Source organism: Pseudomonas sp. GL-B-12 (genome assembly GCF_019955895.1).
In the GTDB taxonomy this organism is placed as follows: domain Bacteria; phylum Pseudomonadota; class Gammaproteobacteria; order Pseudomonadales; family Pseudomonadaceae; genus Aquipseudomonas.
In genome coordinates this window covers 40,951-58,204 of the sequence record NZ_JAHBCX010000002.1, presented here as the reverse complement: position 1 = coordinate 58,204, position 17,254 = coordinate 40,951, and the positions used below count along the sequence as shown (strand labels likewise).

17 protein-coding genes are annotated in these 17,254 nt (G+C 61.1%); 1 reads left to right on the top strand and 16 read right to left on the bottom strand.

Annotated features, from left to right (window positions below):
- The first annotated feature begins 98 nt into the window (after nt 1-98).
- A complete protein-coding gene (locus tag KGA85_RS00975; protein ID WP_223454892.1) occupies nt 99-1,247 on the top strand; it encodes an acyl-CoA dehydrogenase family protein in 1,149 nt (382 codons plus the stop codon).
- Between the two features lie 130 nt (nt 1,248-1,377).
- Here KGA85_RS00975 and KGA85_RS00970 read toward each other — a convergent pair whose 3' ends face one another.
- The 16 genes from KGA85_RS00970 to ccoN (KGA85_RS00895) all read right to left on the bottom strand — a co-directional run bounded on the left by KGA85_RS00970 (nt 1,378) and on the right by ccoN (KGA85_RS00895) (nt 17,199).
- Nucleotides 1,378-1,926 carry an adenine phosphoribosyltransferase gene (locus tag KGA85_RS00970; protein ID WP_223454890.1) on the bottom strand — a complete coding sequence of 183 codons (549 nt, stop codon included), beginning with the start codon at nt 1,924-1,926 and terminating at the stop codon, nt 1,378-1,380.
- 80 nt (nt 1,927-2,006) lie between these two features.
- Complete coding sequence (fnr, locus tag KGA85_RS00965) at nt 2,007-2,741, bottom strand: fumarate/nitrate reduction transcriptional regulator Fnr (protein WP_046041331.1); 735 nt, start codon at nt 2,739-2,741, stop codon at nt 2,007-2,009.
- Nucleotides 2,742-2,834: 93 nt separating this feature from the next.
- A complete protein-coding gene (gene hemN / locus KGA85_RS00960; protein ID WP_223542853.1) occupies nt 2,835-4,217 on the bottom strand; it encodes an oxygen-independent coproporphyrinogen III oxidase in 1,383 nt (460 codons plus the stop codon).
- A 204-nt stretch (nt 4,218-4,421) separates the two neighbouring features.
- Nucleotides 4,422-5,105, bottom strand: coding sequence for a sulfite exporter TauE/SafE family protein (locus tag KGA85_RS00955; RefSeq protein ID WP_103394973.1), 684 nt, complete (start codon nt 5,103-5,105; stop codon nt 4,422-4,424).
- Nucleotides 5,098-5,316 carry a cbb3-type cytochrome oxidase assembly protein CcoS gene (gene ccoS / locus KGA85_RS00950; protein WP_007971444.1) on the bottom strand — a complete coding sequence of 73 codons (219 nt, stop codon included), beginning with the start codon at nt 5,314-5,316 and terminating at the stop codon, nt 5,098-5,100. Before ccoS ends, KGA85_RS00955 begins: the two co-directional genes overlap by 8 nt.
- A 22-nt stretch (nt 5,317-5,338) precedes the next feature.
- On the bottom strand, nt 5,339-7,789 hold the full coding sequence (locus KGA85_RS00945; protein ID WP_223535003.1) for a heavy metal translocating P-type ATPase: 2,451 nt from the start codon (nt 7,787-7,789) through the stop codon (nt 5,339-5,341).
- 181 nt (nt 7,790-7,970) lie between these two features.
- On the bottom strand, nt 7,971-8,510 hold the full coding sequence (locus tag KGA85_RS00940; protein ID WP_223532564.1) for a FixH family protein: 540 nt from the start codon (nt 8,508-8,510) through the stop codon (nt 7,971-7,973).
- A gap of 11 nt (nt 8,511-8,521) precedes the next feature.
- Complete coding sequence (gene ccoG / locus KGA85_RS00935) at nt 8,522-9,937, bottom strand: cytochrome c oxidase accessory protein CcoG (protein WP_223535001.1); 1,416 nt, start codon at nt 9,935-9,937, stop codon at nt 8,522-8,524.
- Nucleotides 9,938-10,270: 333 nt separating this feature from the next.
- Nucleotides 10,271-11,248, bottom strand: coding sequence for a cytochrome-c oxidase, cbb3-type subunit III (ccoP, locus tag KGA85_RS00930; protein WP_223532569.1), 978 nt, complete (start codon nt 11,246-11,248; stop codon nt 10,271-10,273).
- Nucleotides 11,245-11,430 (bottom strand): CcoQ/FixQ family Cbb3-type cytochrome c oxidase assembly chaperone, encoded by a 186-nt coding sequence (locus KGA85_RS00925; protein ID WP_003175465.1) that lies wholly within the window; start codon nt 11,428-11,430, stop codon nt 11,245-11,247. The genes ccoP (KGA85_RS00930) and KGA85_RS00925 overlap by 4 nt, the downstream gene beginning before the upstream one ends.
- A 5-nt stretch (nt 11,431-11,435) precedes the next feature.
- The gene (gene ccoO / locus KGA85_RS00920) at nt 11,436-12,044 is read right to left on the bottom strand and encodes a cytochrome-c oxidase, cbb3-type subunit II (RefSeq protein WP_009042961.1); all 609 of its coding nucleotides are present in this window, start codon (nt 12,042-12,044) and stop codon (nt 11,436-11,438) included.
- Nucleotides 12,044-13,486, bottom strand: a complete 1,443-nt coding sequence (ccoN, locus tag KGA85_RS00915) for a cytochrome-c oxidase, cbb3-type subunit I (protein WP_223534994.1) — start codon at nt 13,484-13,486, stop codon at nt 12,044-12,046. Before ccoN (KGA85_RS00915) ends, ccoO (KGA85_RS00920) begins: the two co-directional genes overlap by 1 nt.
- A 500-nt stretch (nt 13,487-13,986) precedes the next feature.
- The gene (gene ccoP, locus KGA85_RS00910) at nt 13,987-14,943 is read right to left on the bottom strand and encodes a cytochrome-c oxidase, cbb3-type subunit III (RefSeq protein WP_223534985.1); all 957 of its coding nucleotides are present in this window, start codon (nt 14,941-14,943) and stop codon (nt 13,987-13,989) included.
- Nucleotides 14,940-15,137, bottom strand: coding sequence for a cbb3-type cytochrome oxidase subunit 3 (locus KGA85_RS00905; RefSeq protein ID WP_223454536.1), 198 nt, complete (start codon nt 15,135-15,137; stop codon nt 14,940-14,942). Before KGA85_RS00905 ends, ccoP (KGA85_RS00910) begins: the two co-directional genes overlap by 4 nt.
- Before the next feature lie 18 nt (nt 15,138-15,155).
- Nucleotides 15,156-15,764 (bottom strand): cytochrome-c oxidase, cbb3-type subunit II, encoded by a 609-nt coding sequence (gene ccoO / locus KGA85_RS00900; RefSeq protein WP_008020035.1) that lies wholly within the window; start codon nt 15,762-15,764, stop codon nt 15,156-15,158.
- Nucleotides 15,765-15,774: 10 nt separating this feature from the next.
- Nucleotides 15,775-17,199 carry a cytochrome-c oxidase, cbb3-type subunit I gene (gene ccoN / locus KGA85_RS00895; RefSeq protein WP_223532575.1) on the bottom strand — a complete coding sequence of 475 codons (1,425 nt, stop codon included), beginning with the start codon at nt 17,197-17,199 and terminating at the stop codon, nt 15,775-15,777.
- Between the last annotated feature and the right edge of the window lie 55 nt (nt 17,200-17,254).

Genomic DNA, 17,254 nt, shown 5'->3' with positions numbered 1-17,254 from the left:
GCGAAAGGCGCACCTCGATCTATCGAGTTCACACAATCCTGTTGAAAACCAAGCAAGCGCTCGGTTAACTTCACTGACCCCTTCAGTGGAGCTCGCCGATGTCTGCCTTTCAGGAATACTTCGACCCCAGCCACCAATTGGTCCGCGACAGCGTCAGACGTTTCGTCGAACGCGAGATTCTTCCTGATATCGAGCAGTGGGAAGAAGCCGAAAGCTTTCCTCGCGAGCTCTATCTCAAGGCCGGCGCGGCGGGGATTCTCGGCATCGGTTATCCGGAAGCTTACGGAGGCAGCCATGAAGGGGATCTGTTCGCCAAGGTTGCCGCCAGTGAAGAGTTGATGCGCTGCGGCTCAGGCGGGTTGGTTGCCGGCCTGGGGTCGCTGGATATCGGCCTGCCGCCCATTCTCAAGTGGGCCCGCCCCGAAGTGCGCGATCGTGTACTGCCCCAGGTGCTGTCGGGCGAGAAGATCAGCGCCCTGGCCATCACCGAGCCTGGCGGCGGCTCCGACGTCGCCAACCTGCAAACCCGTGCCGTGCGCGACGGCGATTTCTACCGGGTCAGTGGCAGCAAGACCTTTATTACCAGCGGCGTGCGCGCGGATTTCCATACCGTCGCGGTGCGAACGGGCGAACCGGGTTTCGCCGGCATCAGCCTGTTACTGATCGAGAAGGGCACGCCCGGTTTCACCGTAGGACGGCAGCTGAAGAAAATGGGCTGGTGGGCGTCAGATACCGCTGAACTGTTCTTCGATGATTGCCGAGTGCCCGCAGGCAATCTGATCGGTGCCGAGAACATGGGCTTTGCCTGCATCATGGGCAATTTCCAGAGCGAACGCCTGGCCCTGGCGTTGATGGCCAACATGACCGCACAGCTTGCGCTGGAAGAGAGCCTGAAATGGGCGCGCCAGCGCGAAGCCTTTGGCAAACCGATCGGCAAGTTTCAGGTGATCAAGCACCGCCTCGCCGAGATGGCGACCGCGCTGGAAGTGTCCCGGGAATTCACTTACCGCCAGGCGGCGAAGATGGCGGCGGGGCAGAGCGTGATCAAGGAAATTTCCATGGCCAAGAATTTTGCGACGGATACCGCAGACCGGATCGTGACCGATGCGGTGCAGATACTCGGTGGGCTGGGTTATATGCGCGAGAGTCTGGTGGAGCGGCTGTACCGCGACAACCGGATCCTGTCGATTGGCGGCGGGACGCGGGAAGTGATGAACGAGATCATCAGCAAGCAGATGGGGCTTTGAGTTTGGCGGTGTAGCGGCTGACGCCTTCGCGAGCAAGCCCGCTCCCACAGTGAATTGCATTCTTCCTGACAGAACGCAGTCAAATGTGGGAGCGGGCTTGCTCGCGAATGGCGTCAGTACAGGCGCCAGATTACTTGTCGCTCAACGCAAACTGCGTCAGGCAAAACGTAGGAATGCCCATGTCTTCCAGGCGCTGCGATCCACCCAGCTCCGGCAGATCGATGATCGCCGCCGCTTCATGCACCCGCGCGCCCATGCGACGGATCAGGTTTGCGGCGGCAATCAGGGTGCCGCCGGTAGCGATCAGGTCATCGAACATCACCACCGAATCCCCTTCGCACAGGCTGTCGGCGTGCACTTCCAGGAAGGCTTCGCCGTATTCGGTCGCATAGCCCTCGGCCAACACTTCAGCCGGCAGTTTGCCTTGCTTGCGGAACAGCACCAGCGGCTTGTTCAGCTGATAGGCCAGTACCGAACCGATCAGGAAACCACGGGCGTCCATCGCGCCGATGTGGGTGAAGTCAGCCTCGACGTAACGGTGGGCGAAGCTGTCCATCACCAGGTGCAGGGCCGTGGGCGACTGGAACAGCGGGGTGATGTCGCGAAAGATCACACCCGGTTTCGGGAAGTCGATGACAGGGCGGATGAGGGATTTGATGTCGAAGGAGTCGAAGACCATCGTCGTGGTGTCCTGGCAGGGCTGCAATCAACGAAGTATAACGGCGGCTGAACCGTTTCGCTCAGCCGCAACGTTTTGTTTCAGCCTTCCAGCGAGCCACCGGCCAGGGCGCACAGCTGGATCGGGTCGATAATCCGGATTTCCTTGCCTTCTGCCGCAATCAGTTCGTTTTGCTGGAAGCGGGTAAAGACGCGGGACACGGTTTCCACCGCCAGGCCAAGGTAGTTGCCGATTTCGTTGCGCGACATGCTCAGGCGGAACTGATTGGCGGAAAAACCCCGGGCGCGGAAACGTGCCGAGAGGTTGACCAGGAAGGTGGCGATGCGTTCGTCGGCGGTCTTTTTCGACAACAGCAGCATCATCTGCTGGTCGTCACGGATTTCGCGACTCATCACCCGCATCAGCTGACGGCGCAACTGCGGCAATTGCAGGGCCAGTTCGTCGAGGCGTTCGAAAGGAATTTCACACACCGAGGTGGTTTCCAGGGCTTGTGCCGACACCGGGTGCTTTTCGGTGTCCATGCCCGACAGGCCGACCAGCTCGCTGGGCAGGTGGAAACCGGTGAGCTGTTCTTCACCGGTGTCGCTCAGGCTGAAGGTCTTGAGGGCGCCAGAACGGACTGCGTAGACAGAATCGAAGGTATCGCCCTGGCGAAACAGAAATTCGCCTTTTTTCAGCGGCCGGCCGCGTTTGACGATTTCGTCCAGCGCATCCATGTCTTCCAGATTCAACGAAAGTGGCAGGCAAAGAGGGGCCAGGCTGCAATCCTTGCAATGGGCTTGATTATGAGCGCGCAGTTTTACTGGCTCGGACATTTCTTCAATCCTTGTGGGAATTCACACATAAGACGTAAGGGTAACTCACCCGAGGACATTGAGGCCAGCTTGTGGCGCTTTTGTCGCAGCGCACTAGATCACCCGTGAAAACCGTTGCCGGTTGTGTTGTTCCAGGTATGCGTCGAACACCATGCACACCGAGCGCACCAGCAGCCGCCCGGCGGGCAGGATGGTGATTCTGTCGCGATCGAGTTCGATCAGCCCGTCTTTGGCCATGTCTTGCAGTTGGGGCCAGAGATCGCCGAAATAGCCTTGGAAATCGATGTTGAAGGCCTGTTCGATGTCGGAAAATTCCAGGCTGAAGCTGCAGATCAATTGCTGGATGACTGCGCGCCGCAAACGGTCGTCCGCGTTGCACAGCAGGCCGCGGCTGGTGGCCAGTTGTGACGTGGCAAGGACGTTCTGATACTCGGTCAGGTCGCTGCTGTTCTGGCAGTACAGGTCGCCGATCTGGCTGATTGCCGACACGCCGAGGCCGATCAGATCGCAATGACCGTGGGTGGTGTAGCCCTGGAAATTGCGTTGCAGGGTCGATTCTTCCTGGGCAATCGCCAGCTCATCGTCGGGCAGGGCGAAGTGGTCCATGCCGATGTAGCGGTAGCCGGCGCTCATCAGTTGCTCGATGGTGCGCTGGAGCATTTCCAGCTTCTGCGCGGGCGTCGGCAGTTCATTGCTGTTGATGCGCCGCTGCGGCATGAAGCGTTCCGGCAAGTGGGCGTAGTTGAACACCGATAACCTGTCCGGTTGCAGGTTGATGACCTCTTCGACGGTGCGGGCGAAGTTCTCCGGCGTCTGTCTCGGCAGGCCGTAGATCAGGTCGATGTTGATCGAGCGAAACTGCAAGGTGCGGGCGGCGTCGATCACCGCGCGGGTTTCTTCCAGGCTTTGCAGGCGATTGACTGCACGCTGAACCGCCGGGTCGAGGTCTTGCAGGCCGATGCTGACCCGATTGAAGCCCAGTTCGCGCAGCAGGCCCATGGTCGACCAATCGGCCTCGCGCGGGTCGATCTCGATGCTGTAGTCGCCAGAGTCGTCGTCCAGCAAATTGAAGCATTTGCGCAAATGCGCCATCAGTTGGCGCAGTTCGTCGTGGCTGAGAAAGGTCGGTGTGCCGCCACCGAAGTGCAGTTGTTCGACTTTTTGCGTGGGGTCGAGGTGGCAGGCGATCAACTGGATCTCCTGTTCCAGGCGCTGCAAATACGGCTGCGCCCGCCCGCGATCCTTGGTGATGACCTTGTTGCAGGCGCAGTAATAGCAAATGTTCGCGCAGAACGGCACGTGCACGTACAACGACAACGGGCGTTGGGCCTTGCGGCTGTCGCGCAGGGCATGAAACAGGTCGAAGGTGCCGACCTGGCTGTTGAATTGCACGGCGGTCGGGTACGAGGTGTAGCGTGGTCCCGCCAGGTCATAGCGGCGGATCAGATCGGTGTCCCAACGAATGGCGTCGAGCATCATGCGGGCATTCCCCGGATAGGCTGGCAATGTCAGCCACTTTATGCGAGGGCGGGGTGGGGCATCTTGATTTGCATCAAGGGTGGTTGTTGGCATTGATGGGTTTTTGTGGCGAGGGAGCTTGCTCCCGCTGGGCTGCGCAGCAGGCCCATCTCTTTTGGGGCGCCTCGCGCCCCAACGGGAGCAAGCTCCCTCGCCACAATGTCAGTGCCCCATGAGCCAATGCTGATGCGGCCCCGGCAAGGTCCAGATGCCGAACAGCATCACCAGCAATCCGCCCGCCATGCGCACGCTGCGTTTGCGCAACAGTGCGGTGATGCGCTCGGCGGCAAGGCCTGTCGCCAGCAGCACCGGCCAGGTGCCGAGCCCGAACGCGAGCATCAACAATGCGCTGTCCAGCGCGTTGCCCTGGCTGGCCGACCATAGCAAGGTGCTGTAGACCAGGCCGCACGGCAGCCAGCCCCAGAGTGCGCCCAACAGCAGCGCGCGCGGCACGCTCGACACCGGCAGCAATCGGTTTGCGACTGGCTGGATATGCCGCCACAGGCCGCGACCGAGGCTTTCGATACGGGTCAGGCCGCTCCACCAGCCGGCCAGGTACAGGCCCATGGCAATCAGCAGCAATCCGGCGAGGATGCGCAGGAACATCGCCGCCGGGCTGCTGGCCACGGCCCATCCGGCCAGGCCGATCAGCAGTCCGGCGCAGGCATAGCTCAGAATCCGGCCCAGGTTGTAGGCCAGCAGCAGGCGAAAGCGGCGGCTGCGTTGTTCCTTGGGAATCGCCAGGGTCAGCGCGCCCATCAAGCCGCCGCACATGCCCAGGCAATGGCCGCCGCCGAGCAAGCCGAGGATCACCGCAGACACCAGCAGTGGCGCCAATTCAAGCATGGGGCGGGGCCTTGTCTTGCGGCTTGGCCGGTTGGCCGCTGGCCTCATCGACGGCAGCGGTGTGGTTCGGGTCCTGGTCGTCGAACAGGATGCTGTGGGCCGGGCCGTCGAGGTCGTCGTACTGACCGCTGTCCACCGCCCAGAAGAAGATATAGACGGCGATGGCCACGATCAGCAGCGCAGCGGGAATCATCACGTAAAGAGCTGGCATCTGGACTCCATGCCCGCACGGCTCAGGCCGGCAGCGGGCGGGTTTCTGGCGTGGCGCAGAGGGCGGGCGCGCTCGGCATGCGAGTCAGGCGCAGCGCGTTCAACACCACGGTCAACGAACTGATCGACATGCCCACCGCCGCCCAGACCGGAGTGATCCAGCCGAGGGCGGCGAAGGGCAACATGAGGCCATTGTACAACCCGGCCCACAGAAGGTTCTCGATAATGACCCGTCGGGTGCGCCGCGCCAGGCTGAAGGCTTGCACCAGCGCGTCGAGGCGGTTGGACAGCAGCACGGCATCGGCACTGGTTTTCGCCAGATCGGTGGCCGAGCCCATGGCGACGCTGATATCCGCAGCCGCCAGTACCGGCACGTCATTGACCCCGTCCCCCAGCATCAACACCTTGCGACCTTCTTTGTGCAGCTGTTGCAGGACCAGCAGTTTATCGTCCGGACGCAAGCCGCCACGGGCTTCATCGATGCCCAGTTCCGCCGCCACGCTGGCGACCATCGGCGAGCTATCGCCGGACAACAACAGCGTGCGCCAGCCCCGCGCCTTGCACGCGGCCAACAGCGCGGGCGCATCGGTTCGCAAGCGATCATCGAGGACGAACCAGGCCAGCGGTCCCTGGTTGTCGCCAAGCAGCAGCCATTGGCCGGCTTCTTCGGGCATCGACGGCATCACGGCGCCGCTGAGCTCGCAGACGAAACGCGGTTGGCCGATGCGCAGGCGTCGTCCTTCAACCAGCCCCTCCAGGCCAAGGCCCGGTGTGCTGTGAACTTCTTCAGCAGCCATTGGCGCACGACCGAAAGCGCGGGCGATCGGGTGTTCGGAGCGGTTTTCCAGGGCGGCGGCGAGGCCCAGGCATTGATCGCTGTCGAGCGCGCCGAGGGGGCGGATTGAGCGCAGCGCCAGGCGACCTTCGGTGAGGGTGCCGGTCTTGTCGAAAATAACTGTGTCGATCTGGTTCAGGCCTTCCAGCACGTGACCACGGGTCAGCAACAGACCGAGTTTGTGCAGTGTGCCGGTGGCCGCAGTGAGGGCGGTCGGCGTCGCCAGCGACAAGGCGCACGGGCAGGTCGCCACCAGCATCGCCAGCACGATCCAGAATGCCCGCGATGAGTCCACTTCCCACCACAGCAGGCCAATGGCCGCAGCAGCAATCAACGACAACAGCAGGAACCATTGCGCGGCGCGGTCGGCGATTTCCGCCAGGCGCGGTTTTTCGGCCTGGGCACGATCGAGCAGGCGAACGATGGCCGAGAGGCGAGTGTCCTGGCCCAAGGCCTGGACCTCGACGGTCAGTGCGCCTTCGACGTTCATTGTGCCGGCGGTGACCGCGTCGCCAAGGGTGCGGGGTTGCGGCAGGTATTCGCCGGTCAGCAGCGACTCGTCGACACTCGACTGGCCGTCGAGGATCTTGCCGTCAGCCGGGAGAATGGCGCCCGGATGAACCAGAACCTGATCGCCGACACGCAGTTCACTGAGCAGAATGCGTTCGCTCTGGCCATCGGCAGTCAATCGCAGGCACGAGGCGGGCAACAGATTCACCAGCTGCGCGGTAGCGGCGGCAGTGCGCTCGCGGGCGCGGCGTTCCAGATAACGCCCTGCCAGCAGGAACAGGGCAAACATGCCGACGGCATCGAAATACAGTTCGCCGACCCCGGTGATCGACGTCCAGATCCCGGCGACGTAGGCACTGCCAATGGCCAGTGACACGGAAACGTCCATGGTCAGGTGGCGGGTGCGCAGATCGCGCATGGCGCCTTTGAAGAACGGCGCGCAGCTGTAGAACACAATCGGGGTGGTGAGGAACAGCGCGACCCAGCGCAGGATGGTGTGCAGTTCAGGGCTGAGGTCGATGTTGAATTCAGGCCAGGTGGCCATGGTTGCCATCATCGCCTGGAACCACAGCAACCCGGCCACGCCGAGCTGGCGCAGGGCCAGGCGGTTTTCGCTGGCCAGTTGTTCGCTGGCGCGGTCGGCCTGGTACGGGTGTGCGGCGTAACCGATGTGGCGCAGCTCGCTGAGGACCTGGCTCAGCGGCAATTGCCCATCGGCCCAGCGTACGTGCAGGCGATGGTTGGACAGGTTCAGGCGCGCTTCGACTACGGCAGGCAAAGTGCGCAGGTGTTTTTCGATCAGCCAGCCGCAAGCCGCGCAGCTGATGCCTTCCATCAACAGTGTGGTTTCGGCGAGTTCGCCTTCGTGGCGAACGAAGGGTTGCTGCACATCGGCGCGGTCGTACAGCGCCAGTTCATCCACCAATTGCACCGGCAGCGCTTCGGGGTTGGCCGAGGCTTCGCTGCGGTGCTGGTAATAGCTTTCCAGACCGCCGGCGACAATGGCCTCAGCCACGGCCTGGCAACCCGGGCAGCAGAATTCGCGGGGTTGCCCGAGGACCGCAGCGGTGAAGCGGCTGCCGGCCGGGACGGGCAGGGCGCAGTGGTAGCAGGGGAGTGGGGTGGTCATTTCTGTAGCCATGAAAGCCTTTGTGGCGAGGGAGCTTGTCGGATCGCCGCATCGTCCCGCTCGGCTGCGAAGCAGTCGTAGTGCTGCGGACTCGCTGTACCTGAAAGAACTGAGTTGCAGATTTCAGGGGTGCTGCGCACCCCAGCGGGAGCAAGCTCCCTCGCCACATTCGATGGCATTTTTACTTCTTCAGGTCTTCGGCACCTTGCAGTGGTTCGTCACCCAGCAGCAGGTCCTTGTCATGGCTGACCATTTCTTCTTCGAACATGCGCCAGATGTGCTCGTCCTGAGTGCCAAGCAACTCGACAAAGCGCCGGCCTTCGATCTTGTCGCTCAACTGGCCGATGTAGCGGCCCTGTTCGGTTTCGCTGCGGGTCAGGGTGATCTTGCGATCCTTTTCCGGCTGGGTCGGCGAGATCAGGTTCAGCTCCAGGGTCCCGGGCTGGCTGTCGCCGCTCAGGCGCAGGTCAACCTCGCCAGTCATGCCATCGAGATGAACGCTGGCGCGCATTTTCAGGGTCTGGGCCAGAAGCTCACGGTCGAGGGAGCGGTTGATGCCTTTGCCGGCCTCGTAATAGTTGTCGTTGACCAGGTTGTCCGGGTTCTTCACCGCGATGGTCACCATGGACAAGGTCAGGGTCACCGAGCAGGCCAGGATCCCGATGATGATCCACGGCCAGAGGTGCTTGTACCAGGGACTTGCGGCAGTTGCTGCGGGCATGTTCAGTTCTCTCAACGATTCTGTGGGCCGATGAACCGGCTCTTGGCTTCAATATGGACGCTGTCGTCATCGGCGTCCTTGAGGATGAATTTCACCTCGTTGGTGCTCGACGGCAGTTTTTCCGGCGCGACGGACAGCTCGGCAGGCTGGCTGACGATCTCGCCGGCCGCGACCTTGATCTCGCGTCGGCCCTGCAATTTGAGATCCGGCAGGCCGGAGGCGTCGAGCAAGTAGGTATGGTCGCGCTGGTCCTTGTTCATGATTTTCAGGCTGTAGACGTTTTCGATCCGGCCTTCGGCGTTCTCGCGGTACAGCACGCGGTCCTTGCTGACATCGAAGCCCACCAGCGCACGCATGAAGAATGCAGTCACCAGCAAGCTGATCATCGCCAGCAGCACAATGGCATAGCCAATCAGGCGCGGGCGCAGTTTATGGGTTTTCTGCCCGGACAGGTTGTGCTCGGTGGTGTAGCTGATCAGCCCGCGCGGGTATTCCATCTTGTCCATGATGGCGTCGCAGGCATCGATGCAGGCGGCGCAACCGATGCATTCGATTTGCAGGCCGTCGCGGATGTCGATACCGGTCGGACAGACCTGGACGCACATGGTGCAGTCGATGCAGTCGCCCAGGCCCTGAGCCTTGTAGTCGATGCCTTTTTTACGCGGGCCACGGCCTTCGCCACGGCGCGGGTCGTAGGAAACGATCAGGGTGTCCTTGTCGAACATCACGCTCTGGAAGCGCGCGTACGGGCACATGTAGATGCACACCTGTTCACGCAGCCAGCCGGCATTGCCGTAAGTGGCGAGGGTGAAGAAGCCGACCCAGAAGTACGACCAGCCATCCGCCTGGCCGGTGAAGAAGTCGAACACCAGTTCGCGGATCGGCGAGAAGTAGCCGACGAAAGTCATGCCGGTGACGAAGCCGATCAACAGCCACATGGTGTGCTTGCTGAGTTTGCGCAGGAACTTGTTGGCGCTCATTGGCGCCTTGTCGAGCTTGATGCGTTGGTTGCGGTCACCTTCGGTGACTTTTTCGCACCACATGAAGATCCAGGTCCAGACGCTTTGCGGGCAGGTATAGCCGCACCAGACCCGTCCGGCGTACACCGTGATGAAGAACAGGCCGAACGCGGCGATGATCAACATGCCGGACAGCAGAATGAAATCCTGGGGCCAGAAGGTGGCGCCGAAAATGAAGAACTTGCGCTCCGGCACGTTCCACCACACGGCCTGATGACCGCCCCAGTTCAGCCACACCGTGCCGAAATACAGCAGGAACAACAGGGCTCCGCCGGTCATCCGCAGATTGCGAAACAGGCCGGTGAAGGCGCGGGTGTAGATTTTTTCCCTGGAGGCGTAGAGGTCGACGCTGTTGTTTGCGTTCTTGGCGGGTGGAGTGACGTCGTGTACCGGAATCTGGTTGCTCATCATTGCATCCCACGGCAGTGGAAAAGTGCCTCGGTCAGTACGTGCCGACCGCGGTCAAAAAGGGGTGTTGCAGTGGCGCAATGATACGCCTGTCGCTCTAGTCCAAGGGTGCGACCTTTGGTCACGTTTGGCAAAATCATTTGATGGTGTAATGACTTGAATCAATTGACTTGGAAATTATGGACGACTTTTCGGTGTGAGGCGTTCAATCCTGTTTTCTTTCATGATCGCTCTTTGCGATGGAGCGCCTGAAGATCGACGCCTGGCCTTAAACAAAACGGCCCCGCCAATTCACATTGGCGGGGCCGTTTTTTGTTGCTTCAAGCGTTTGCCTTACTCGGCGCCCGCTGCCTTCTCACCGTGAGACAGGCTGTAGACGTAAGCGGCCAGCAGGTGAACCTTGTCGTTGCCTTGCAGCTGTTCTTGCGCAGGCATCTGGCCCTGACGGCCATAACGGATGGTCTGCTGCAGTTGAGCGAAGCTCGAACCGTAGATGAACGCTGCCGGGTGAGTCAGGTCAGGCGCGCCCATCGCTGGGGTGCCTTTGCCTTCCGGACCGTGGCACGCCACGCAGTTGGTGGCGAACAGTTTCTGCCCGGCAACCGGGTCGGCCTTGGTGCCTTCCGGCAGCTTGCGGCCATCGAGGTTGGTCAGGACAAACGCGGCCACGTCGGCCACGCCTTGCTCGCCAATCACTTCAGCCCACGCAGGCATCACTGCATGACGGCCGCCCATGATGGTGGTCTTGATGGTTGCCGGCTCGCCGCCCCAGCGCCAGTCGGCGTCGGTCAGGTTAGGGAAGCCGTAGGCGCCCTTGGCGTCGGAACCATGGCAAACCGAGCAGTTGGAGGCGAACAGGCGGCCACCCATCTTCAGGGCTTGCGGGTCCTTGGCCACTTCTTCAATTGGCATGGCCGCGAATTTGGCGAAGATCGGACCGAACTTGGCGTCCGACTTGGCCATTTCCTTTTCCCACTCGTGAACGCCGGTCCAGCCGGTCTGGCCGTTGGCGAACGGGGTCTGCTTCTCGTTGTCGAGGTAGCCGTAACCCGGCAGCAGGCCTTTCCAGTTACCCAGGCCCGGATACAGCGCCAGGTAGCCCAGTGCGAAGATGATGGTGCCCACGAACAGCATGAACCACCATTTCGGCAGCGGGTTGTCGTACTCTTCGATGCCATCGAAGGAGTGTCCGACGGTCTCGTCTGTCTGTTCGCTGCGCTGGCCCTTGCGGGTCGACAGCAGCAGCCAGGTCAGGGCGAAGATCGTACCGAGACTGAGGACTGTGACGTACAGACTCCAGAATGTAGTCATTCTTTGTTACTCCTAGAAGCTTGCTCGACGTGCTTGATGGCTTCGGGATCATCCGCGAAAGGCAGCAAGGTCGCGTCTTCAAACTCCGACTTGCGCTTGGGACTGAACACCCACAGTGCCAGTCCGATGAAGGCCACCATCACGACAACGGTGCCCAGGCCACGAATCATCCCGATATCCATCTAATTCACCGTTTGCTTTTGATGATGGTGCCCAGGCCTTGCAGATAGGCCACCAGCGCGTCCATTTCGGTTTTGCCCTTCACAGCATCCTTGGCGCCGGCGATGTCTTCGTCGGTGTAAGGGACGCCGAGCGTGCGCAAGACTTCCATTTTCTTGGCGGTGTCTTTGCCGTCGAGCTTGTTTTCCACGAGGAACGGGTAGGCCGGCATTTTCGACTCGGGCACTACGTTGCGCGGGTTGTACAAGTGCGCACGCTGCCAGTCATCGGAGTAACGACCGCCGACACGGGCCAGGTCCGGACCGGTACGCTTGGAACCCCACAGGAACGGGTGGTCCCAGACGCTTTCACCGGCAACCGAGTAGTGGCCGTAGCGTTCGGTTTCGGCACGGAACGGACGGATCATCTGTGAGTGGCAGCCGACACAACCGTTGGCGATATAAACGTCCCGGCCTTCCAGTTCAAGGGCGGTGCGGGGCTTCATGCCCTCGACCGGCTTGTTGGTGACATCCTGGAAAAACAGCGGAACGATCTGGGTCAGGCCGCCGATGCTGACGGCGATGACCATGAAGAAGGCCAGCAGGCCAATATTCTTCTCGACTGCTTCATGCTTCATCAGTGAGCTCCAACTACGGCAATCTTGGCGGCGGCTTCGGCTTCAGCCGGGTTCGAGGCGCGTACGGTACGGAATACGTTGTAGGCCATGAACAACATGCCGGTGGCGAAGAACGCACCGCCCAGGGCGCGAACGATGAAACCAGGGTGGCTGGCTTGCAGCGCTTCGACGAACGAGTAGGTGAGGGTGCCGTCGTCGTTGATTGCACGCCACATCAGGCCCTGGGTGATGCCGTTGACCCACATCGAGGCGATGTAGAGCACGGTACCGATGGTCGCGAGCCAGAAGTGGGTGTTGATCAGGCCGGTGCTGTGCATCTGCGCACGACCGAACAGTTTCGGGATCATGTGGTAGATGGCGCCGATCGAGATCATCGCAACCCAGCCCAGGGCGCCGGCGTGTACGTGGCCGATGGTCCAGTCGGTGTAGTGCGACAGCGAGTTGACGGTCTTGATGGCCATCATCGGGCCTTCGAAGGTCGACATGCCGTAGAACGCCAGGGAGACGACCAGGAAGCGCAGGATCGGGTCGGTGCGCAGCTTATGCCAGGCGCCCGACAGGGTCATCATGCCGTTGATCATGCCGCCCCAGCTTGGCGCCAGCAGGATGATCGACATCGCCATGCCCAGGGACTGAGCCCAGTCCGGCAGTGCGGTGTAGTGCAGGTGGTGCGGACCTGCCCAGATGTACAGGGTGATCAGCGCCCAGAAGTGCACGATCGACAGGCGATAGGAGTAGATCGGACGCTCGGCCTGTTTCGGCACGAAGTAGTACATCATCCCCAGGAAGCCGGTGGTCAGGAAGAAGCCCACGGCGTTGTGGCCGTACCACCACTGGATCATCGCGTCAGTCGCACCGGCGTAGGCCGAGTAGGACTTGAACAGGCTGACCGGCAGCGACATGTGGTTGACGATGTGCAGCATCGCGGTCACGACGATGAACGCGCCGTAGAACCAGTTACCCACATAGATGTGCTTGGTCTTGCGCTTGACGATGGTGCCGAAGAACACCAGGCCGTAGGTGACCCAGACAATGGCCAGCAGAATAGCCAGGGGCCATTCCAGTTCCGCGTATTCCTTGGTGGTGGTGAAACCCATTGGCAAGGTAATGATCGCGCCGACGATCACCGCTTGCCATCCCCAGAAGGTGAAGGCGGCGAGGCTGTCGGAAATCAGTCGCGTTTGGCAGGTTCGCTGCACGACGTAATAAGAAGTGGCAAACAGTGCACATCCACCGAAGGCGAAAATCACCAGGTTGGTGTGCAACGGGCGCAGGCGTCCAAAGCTCGTCCATGGCAGACCGAAGTTCAACTCCGGCCAGACCAGTTGCGAGGCAATGAAGACACCGAGCCCCATGCCAAGGATCCCCCAGACCACCGTCATGATGGCGAACTGGCGGACTACCTTATAGTTATAAGCAGTCGGACTGATTGCTGTGCTCATTCTAAGGTTCCACGGTTTGGGTGTTTTATTAGGATTAAAAATCGGCCGCAAGTATGGAGAAAGCAAGGGGTCATTGCAACGCGCCATGACCTGGGTCAATGCTTTCAAAAGCTGATTCTGCGGCCTTTCCATGCGCCGCGTAAGGACAAATTTGCCCGCGGGCAAAACATCCCGGCGGACTGATCAGGCGAGGGGGTCAGGTCGGATGTAACGGGGTGTGTTCAAACGCAACGTTTGGCTGACCGAAGGCAATTGGTGCGACAGCCGGTATCTACCAGCCTTTGCGGCCTGTCATCGGGCAGATTCGTCGAACACATCGTTCAGGGTCGACCTGGAACCGGCACCGGCCAGTCCGCATCGGGGGAAGCTTAGACCCGAATCCGGTGATCCGAAAGGAAGAGTCAAAGAGGGTGCGACAATGCGTCGCAAAGAGGCAGCGGCAAGCTTCAAGCTGCAAGCTTCAAGAGAAATCCCGTTGCTTGCAGCTCTGGCTTTTGACTTTACTTGCCGCTTGTAGCTTGAAGCTTGCCGCTCAACTGCTCATCACCTCTGGAAAGGCTGTACACGTATGCCGCGAGCAGCTGCACCTTATCGTTGCCGAGCAGTTCGTTCTGCGCCGGCATATGGCCCTGACGGCCATGCCGAATCGTCTGTTCAAGTTGTGTCAGGCTCGTCCCGTAGATGAAGCCGGCCGGGTGCGTCAGGTTCGGCGCGCCCATGGCTTCAGTGCCCTGGCCGTTTGCCCCATGACAGGCGACGCAGGTGGTGCTGAACGCTTGCTGTCCGGCCTGCAGGTCGGCTTTGCTGTCGGCAGGCAATGGCAGCTTGGCCAGACCATGGCGCACATACGCGGCGACGTTCTTCACACCGTCTTCCCCCAGGACTTCACCCCAGGCCGGCATCGCTGCCATCCGGCCACCCATGATGGTGGTCTTGATGGTTTCTGCGTTGCCGCCCCAGCGCCAGTCGCTGTCGGTCAGATTGGGGAAGCCATATGCACCCTTGGCATCCGAGCCGTGGCACACCGAGCAGTTGGAGGCAAACAGGCGGCCGCCCATTTTCAGTGCCTGCGGGTCCTTGGCCACTTCTTCCACGGGCATCGCCGCGAACTTGGCGAAGATCGGCCCGAACTTCGTGTCAGCCTTGGCCATCTCCTTTTCCCATTCGTGCACGCCGGTCCAGCCGTTTTCGTAGCCGGGGAGGATGCCTTTCCAGTTACCGAGGCCCGGATAGAGGATCAGGTAGCCGACGGCGAATACCAGGGTGCCGGCGAACAGCATGAACCACCATTGCGGCAACGGGTTGTCGTACTCCTCGATGCCGTCGAAGCTGTGGCCCATGGTCTGGTCGACGCTGCCCTTGGTTTCACCCTTGCGGGTGCCGATCAGCAGCCAGGTCAGGCCAATCAGGCTGCCGATGGTCAGTACGCAGATCCACGTACTCCAGAAGGTGGTCATGGCCGGGTACTCCTTGTTGCTGATTCTTCTGTGATGTCGGGTTGTGGCTCGTCAGCGAACGGCAGCAGGCGCGCTTCGGCGAATTCCGGGCCGCGCTTGCTGTTGAAAACCCACAGGGTCAGGCCGACAAAGGCGACGAATACGACGACGGTGCCAAGGCCGCGGATCATTCCAGTGCTCATTTCGCTCTCTATAAAAGACATGGGCATGGCTCACCTCTTGCTCTTGATGGCAGTGCCGAGCACTTGCAGGTAGGCGACCAGTGCATCCATCTCGCTCTTGCCCTTGAGGGAAGCGACGGCGCCGGTGATGTCCTCGTCGGTGTACGGCACGCCCAGGGTGCGCATGGCCTTGATCTTGGTTTCGGTATGACTGCTGTCGAGCTGGTTGGCCACCAGCCACGGGTAGGCGGGCATTTTCGACTCCGGCACGACGTTGCGCGGGTTGTACAAGTGCGCGCGGTGCCAGTCATCCGAGTAACGCGCGCCAACCCGCGCCAGGTCCGGCCCGGTGCGTTTCGAACCCCACAGGAACGGGTGGTCCCAGACGCTTTCGCCTGCCACCGAGTAGTGCCCGTAGCGTTCGGTCTCGGCGCGGAACGGGCGGATCATCTGCGAATGACAGCCGACGCAGCCTTCGCGGATATAGATGTCGCGACCTTCCAGTTGCAGCGCGGTGTAGGGCTTCATGCCTTCCACCGGTTTGTTGGTCACGTCCTGGAAGAACAGCGGGACGATCTGGGTCAGGCCGCCGATGCTCACGGCCAGGATCATCAGCAGCAGCAACAGGCCGACGTTTTTCTCGATAGTTTCGTGTTTCATGGCGGACTCCTCAGGCCATCTGCGCGGCAGCGGCGACTTCGGCAGGCTGCGAGGCCCGCACGGTGCGCCAGGTGTTGTAGGCCATCAGGAACATGCCACTGAGGAAGATCGCACCACCCACCAGCCGCACGACGAAGCCAGGGTGGCTGGCCACCAGGGTTTCGACGAAGGAGTAAGTCAGCGTGCCGTCCTCGTTCACTGCACGCCACATCAGGCCCTGGGCGATGCCGTTGACCCACATCGAGGCGATGTACAGAACGGTGCCGATGGTGGCGAGCCAGAAGTGCGCGTTGATCAGGCCGATGCTGTGCATCTGCTCGCGGCCGAAGACTTTCGGGATCATGTGGTACAGCGCGCCGATGGAAATCATCGCCACCCAGCCCAACGCACCTGCGTGTACGTGGCCGATGGTCCAGTCGGTGTAGTGGGACAGGGCGTTGACCGTCTTGATCGCCATCATCGGCCCTTCGAAGGTCGACATGCCGTAGAACGCCAGCGACACCACGAGAAAGCGCAGGACCGGGTCGCTGCGCAACTTATGCCAGGCCCCCGACAGGGTCATCATGCCGTTGATCATCCCGCCCCAGCTCGGCGCCAGCAGGATCAGCGACATCACCATGCCCAACGACTGCGCCCAGTCCGGCAGCGCGGTGTAGTGCAAGTGGTGCGGACCGGCCCAGATGTACAGGGTGATCAGCGCCCAGAAGTGCACGATCGACAGGCGATAGGAGTAAACCGGGCGCTCGGCCTGTTTCGGCACGAAGTAATACATCATGCCGAGGAAACCGGCGGTGAGGAAAAAGCCGACGGCGTTGTGTCCGTACCACCATTGCACCATCGCATCGGTGGCGCCGGAGTACAGAGAGTAGGACTTGGTGAAGCTGACCGGCAATTCCATGTTGTTGACGATGTGCAGGATCGCCACGGTGATGATGAACGCACCGAAGAACCAGTTGCCGACATAAATGTGCTTGGTCTTGCGCTGCATGATCGTGCCGAAGAACACGATGGCGTAGGCGACCCAGACGATGGTGATCAGGATGTCGATCGGCCATTCCAGCTCGGCGTATTCCTTGGAACTGGTGTAGCCCAGCGGCAGGCTGATGGCTGCCAGCAGGATCACAAGCTGCCAGCCCCAGAAACAGAACGCGGCGATTTTCGGCGCGAACAATTGGGTCTGGCAGGTGCGTTGCACCGAATAGAACGAACTGGCGAACAAGGCGCAGCCGCCAAAGGCGAAGATCACCGCGTTGGTGTGCAGCGGGCGCAAGCGGCCGAAGCTGGTCCACGGCAAATTGAAGTTGAGTTCGGGCCAGACCAACTGGGCAGCGAGAAAAACCCCGAGCCCCATGCCGACGATGCCCCACACCACCGTCATAATGGCGAATTGGCGGACCACCTTGTAGTTGTAGGCGGTACTGATAGAAGTGTTCATGGTTCCCCATCCACGGTTCAGCCGAAGTGAGCGCACTCGCGCAAGGCAGCGCACC

Excerpts from the sequence above, each read along its gene's own strand:
- hemN (WP_223542853.1), bottom strand. The coding sequence starts at position 4,217 with ATGCTCGACGCCATTCGTTGGGACACCGATCTGATCCGCCGCTATGAC.
- ccoG (WP_223535001.1), bottom strand. The coding sequence starts at position 9,937 with ATGAGCAACCAGATTCCGGTACACGACGTCACTCCACCCGCCAAGAAC.
- fnr (WP_046041331.1), bottom strand. The coding sequence starts at position 2,741 with ATGTCCGAGCCAGTAAAACTGCGCGCTCATAATCAAGCCCATTGCAAG.
- KGA85_RS00955 (WP_103394973.1), bottom strand. The coding sequence starts at position 5,105 with ATGCTTGAATTGGCGCCACTGCTGGTGTCTGCGGTGATCCTCGGCTTG.
- ccoP (WP_223534985.1), bottom strand. The coding sequence starts at position 14,943 with ATGACCACCTTCTGGAGTACGTGGATCTGCGTACTGACCATCGGCAGC.
- KGA85_RS00975 (WP_223454892.1), top strand. The coding sequence starts at position 99 with ATGTCTGCCTTTCAGGAATACTTCGACCCCAGCCACCAATTGGTCCGC.
- ccoN (WP_223532575.1), bottom strand. The coding sequence starts at position 17,199 with ATGAACACTTCTATCAGTACCGCCTACAACTACAAGGTGGTCCGCCAA.
- KGA85_RS00945 (WP_223535003.1), bottom strand. The coding sequence starts at position 7,789 with ATGACCACCCCACTCCCCTGCTACCACTGCGCCCTGCCCGTCCCGGCC.
- KGA85_RS00940 (WP_223532564.1), bottom strand. The coding sequence starts at position 8,510 with ATGCCCGCAGCAACTGCCGCAAGTCCCTGGTACAAGCACCTCTGGCCG.
- ccoO (WP_008020035.1), bottom strand. The coding sequence starts at position 15,764 with ATGAAACACGAAACTATCGAGAAAAACGTCGGCCTGTTGCTGCTGCTG.
- KGA85_RS00970 (WP_223454890.1), bottom strand. The coding sequence starts at position 1,926 with ATGGTCTTCGACTCCTTCGACATCAAATCCCTCATCCGCCCTGTCATC.
- ccoP (WP_223532569.1), bottom strand. The coding sequence starts at position 11,248 with ATGACTACATTCTGGAGTCTGTACGTCACAGTCCTCAGTCTCGGTACG.
- ccoO (WP_009042961.1), bottom strand. The coding sequence starts at position 12,044 with ATGAAGCATGAAGCAGTCGAGAAGAATATTGGCCTGCTGGCCTTCTTC.
- ccoS (WP_007971444.1), bottom strand. The coding sequence starts at position 5,316 with ATGCCAGCTCTTTACGTGATGATTCCCGCTGCGCTGCTGATCGTGGCC.
- ccoN (WP_223534994.1), bottom strand. The coding sequence starts at position 13,486 with ATGAGCACAGCAATCAGTCCGACTGCTTATAACTATAAGGTAGTCCGC.
- KGA85_RS00925 (WP_003175465.1), bottom strand. The coding sequence starts at position 11,430 with ATGGATATCGGGATGATTCGTGGCCTGGGCACCGTTGTCGTGATGGTG.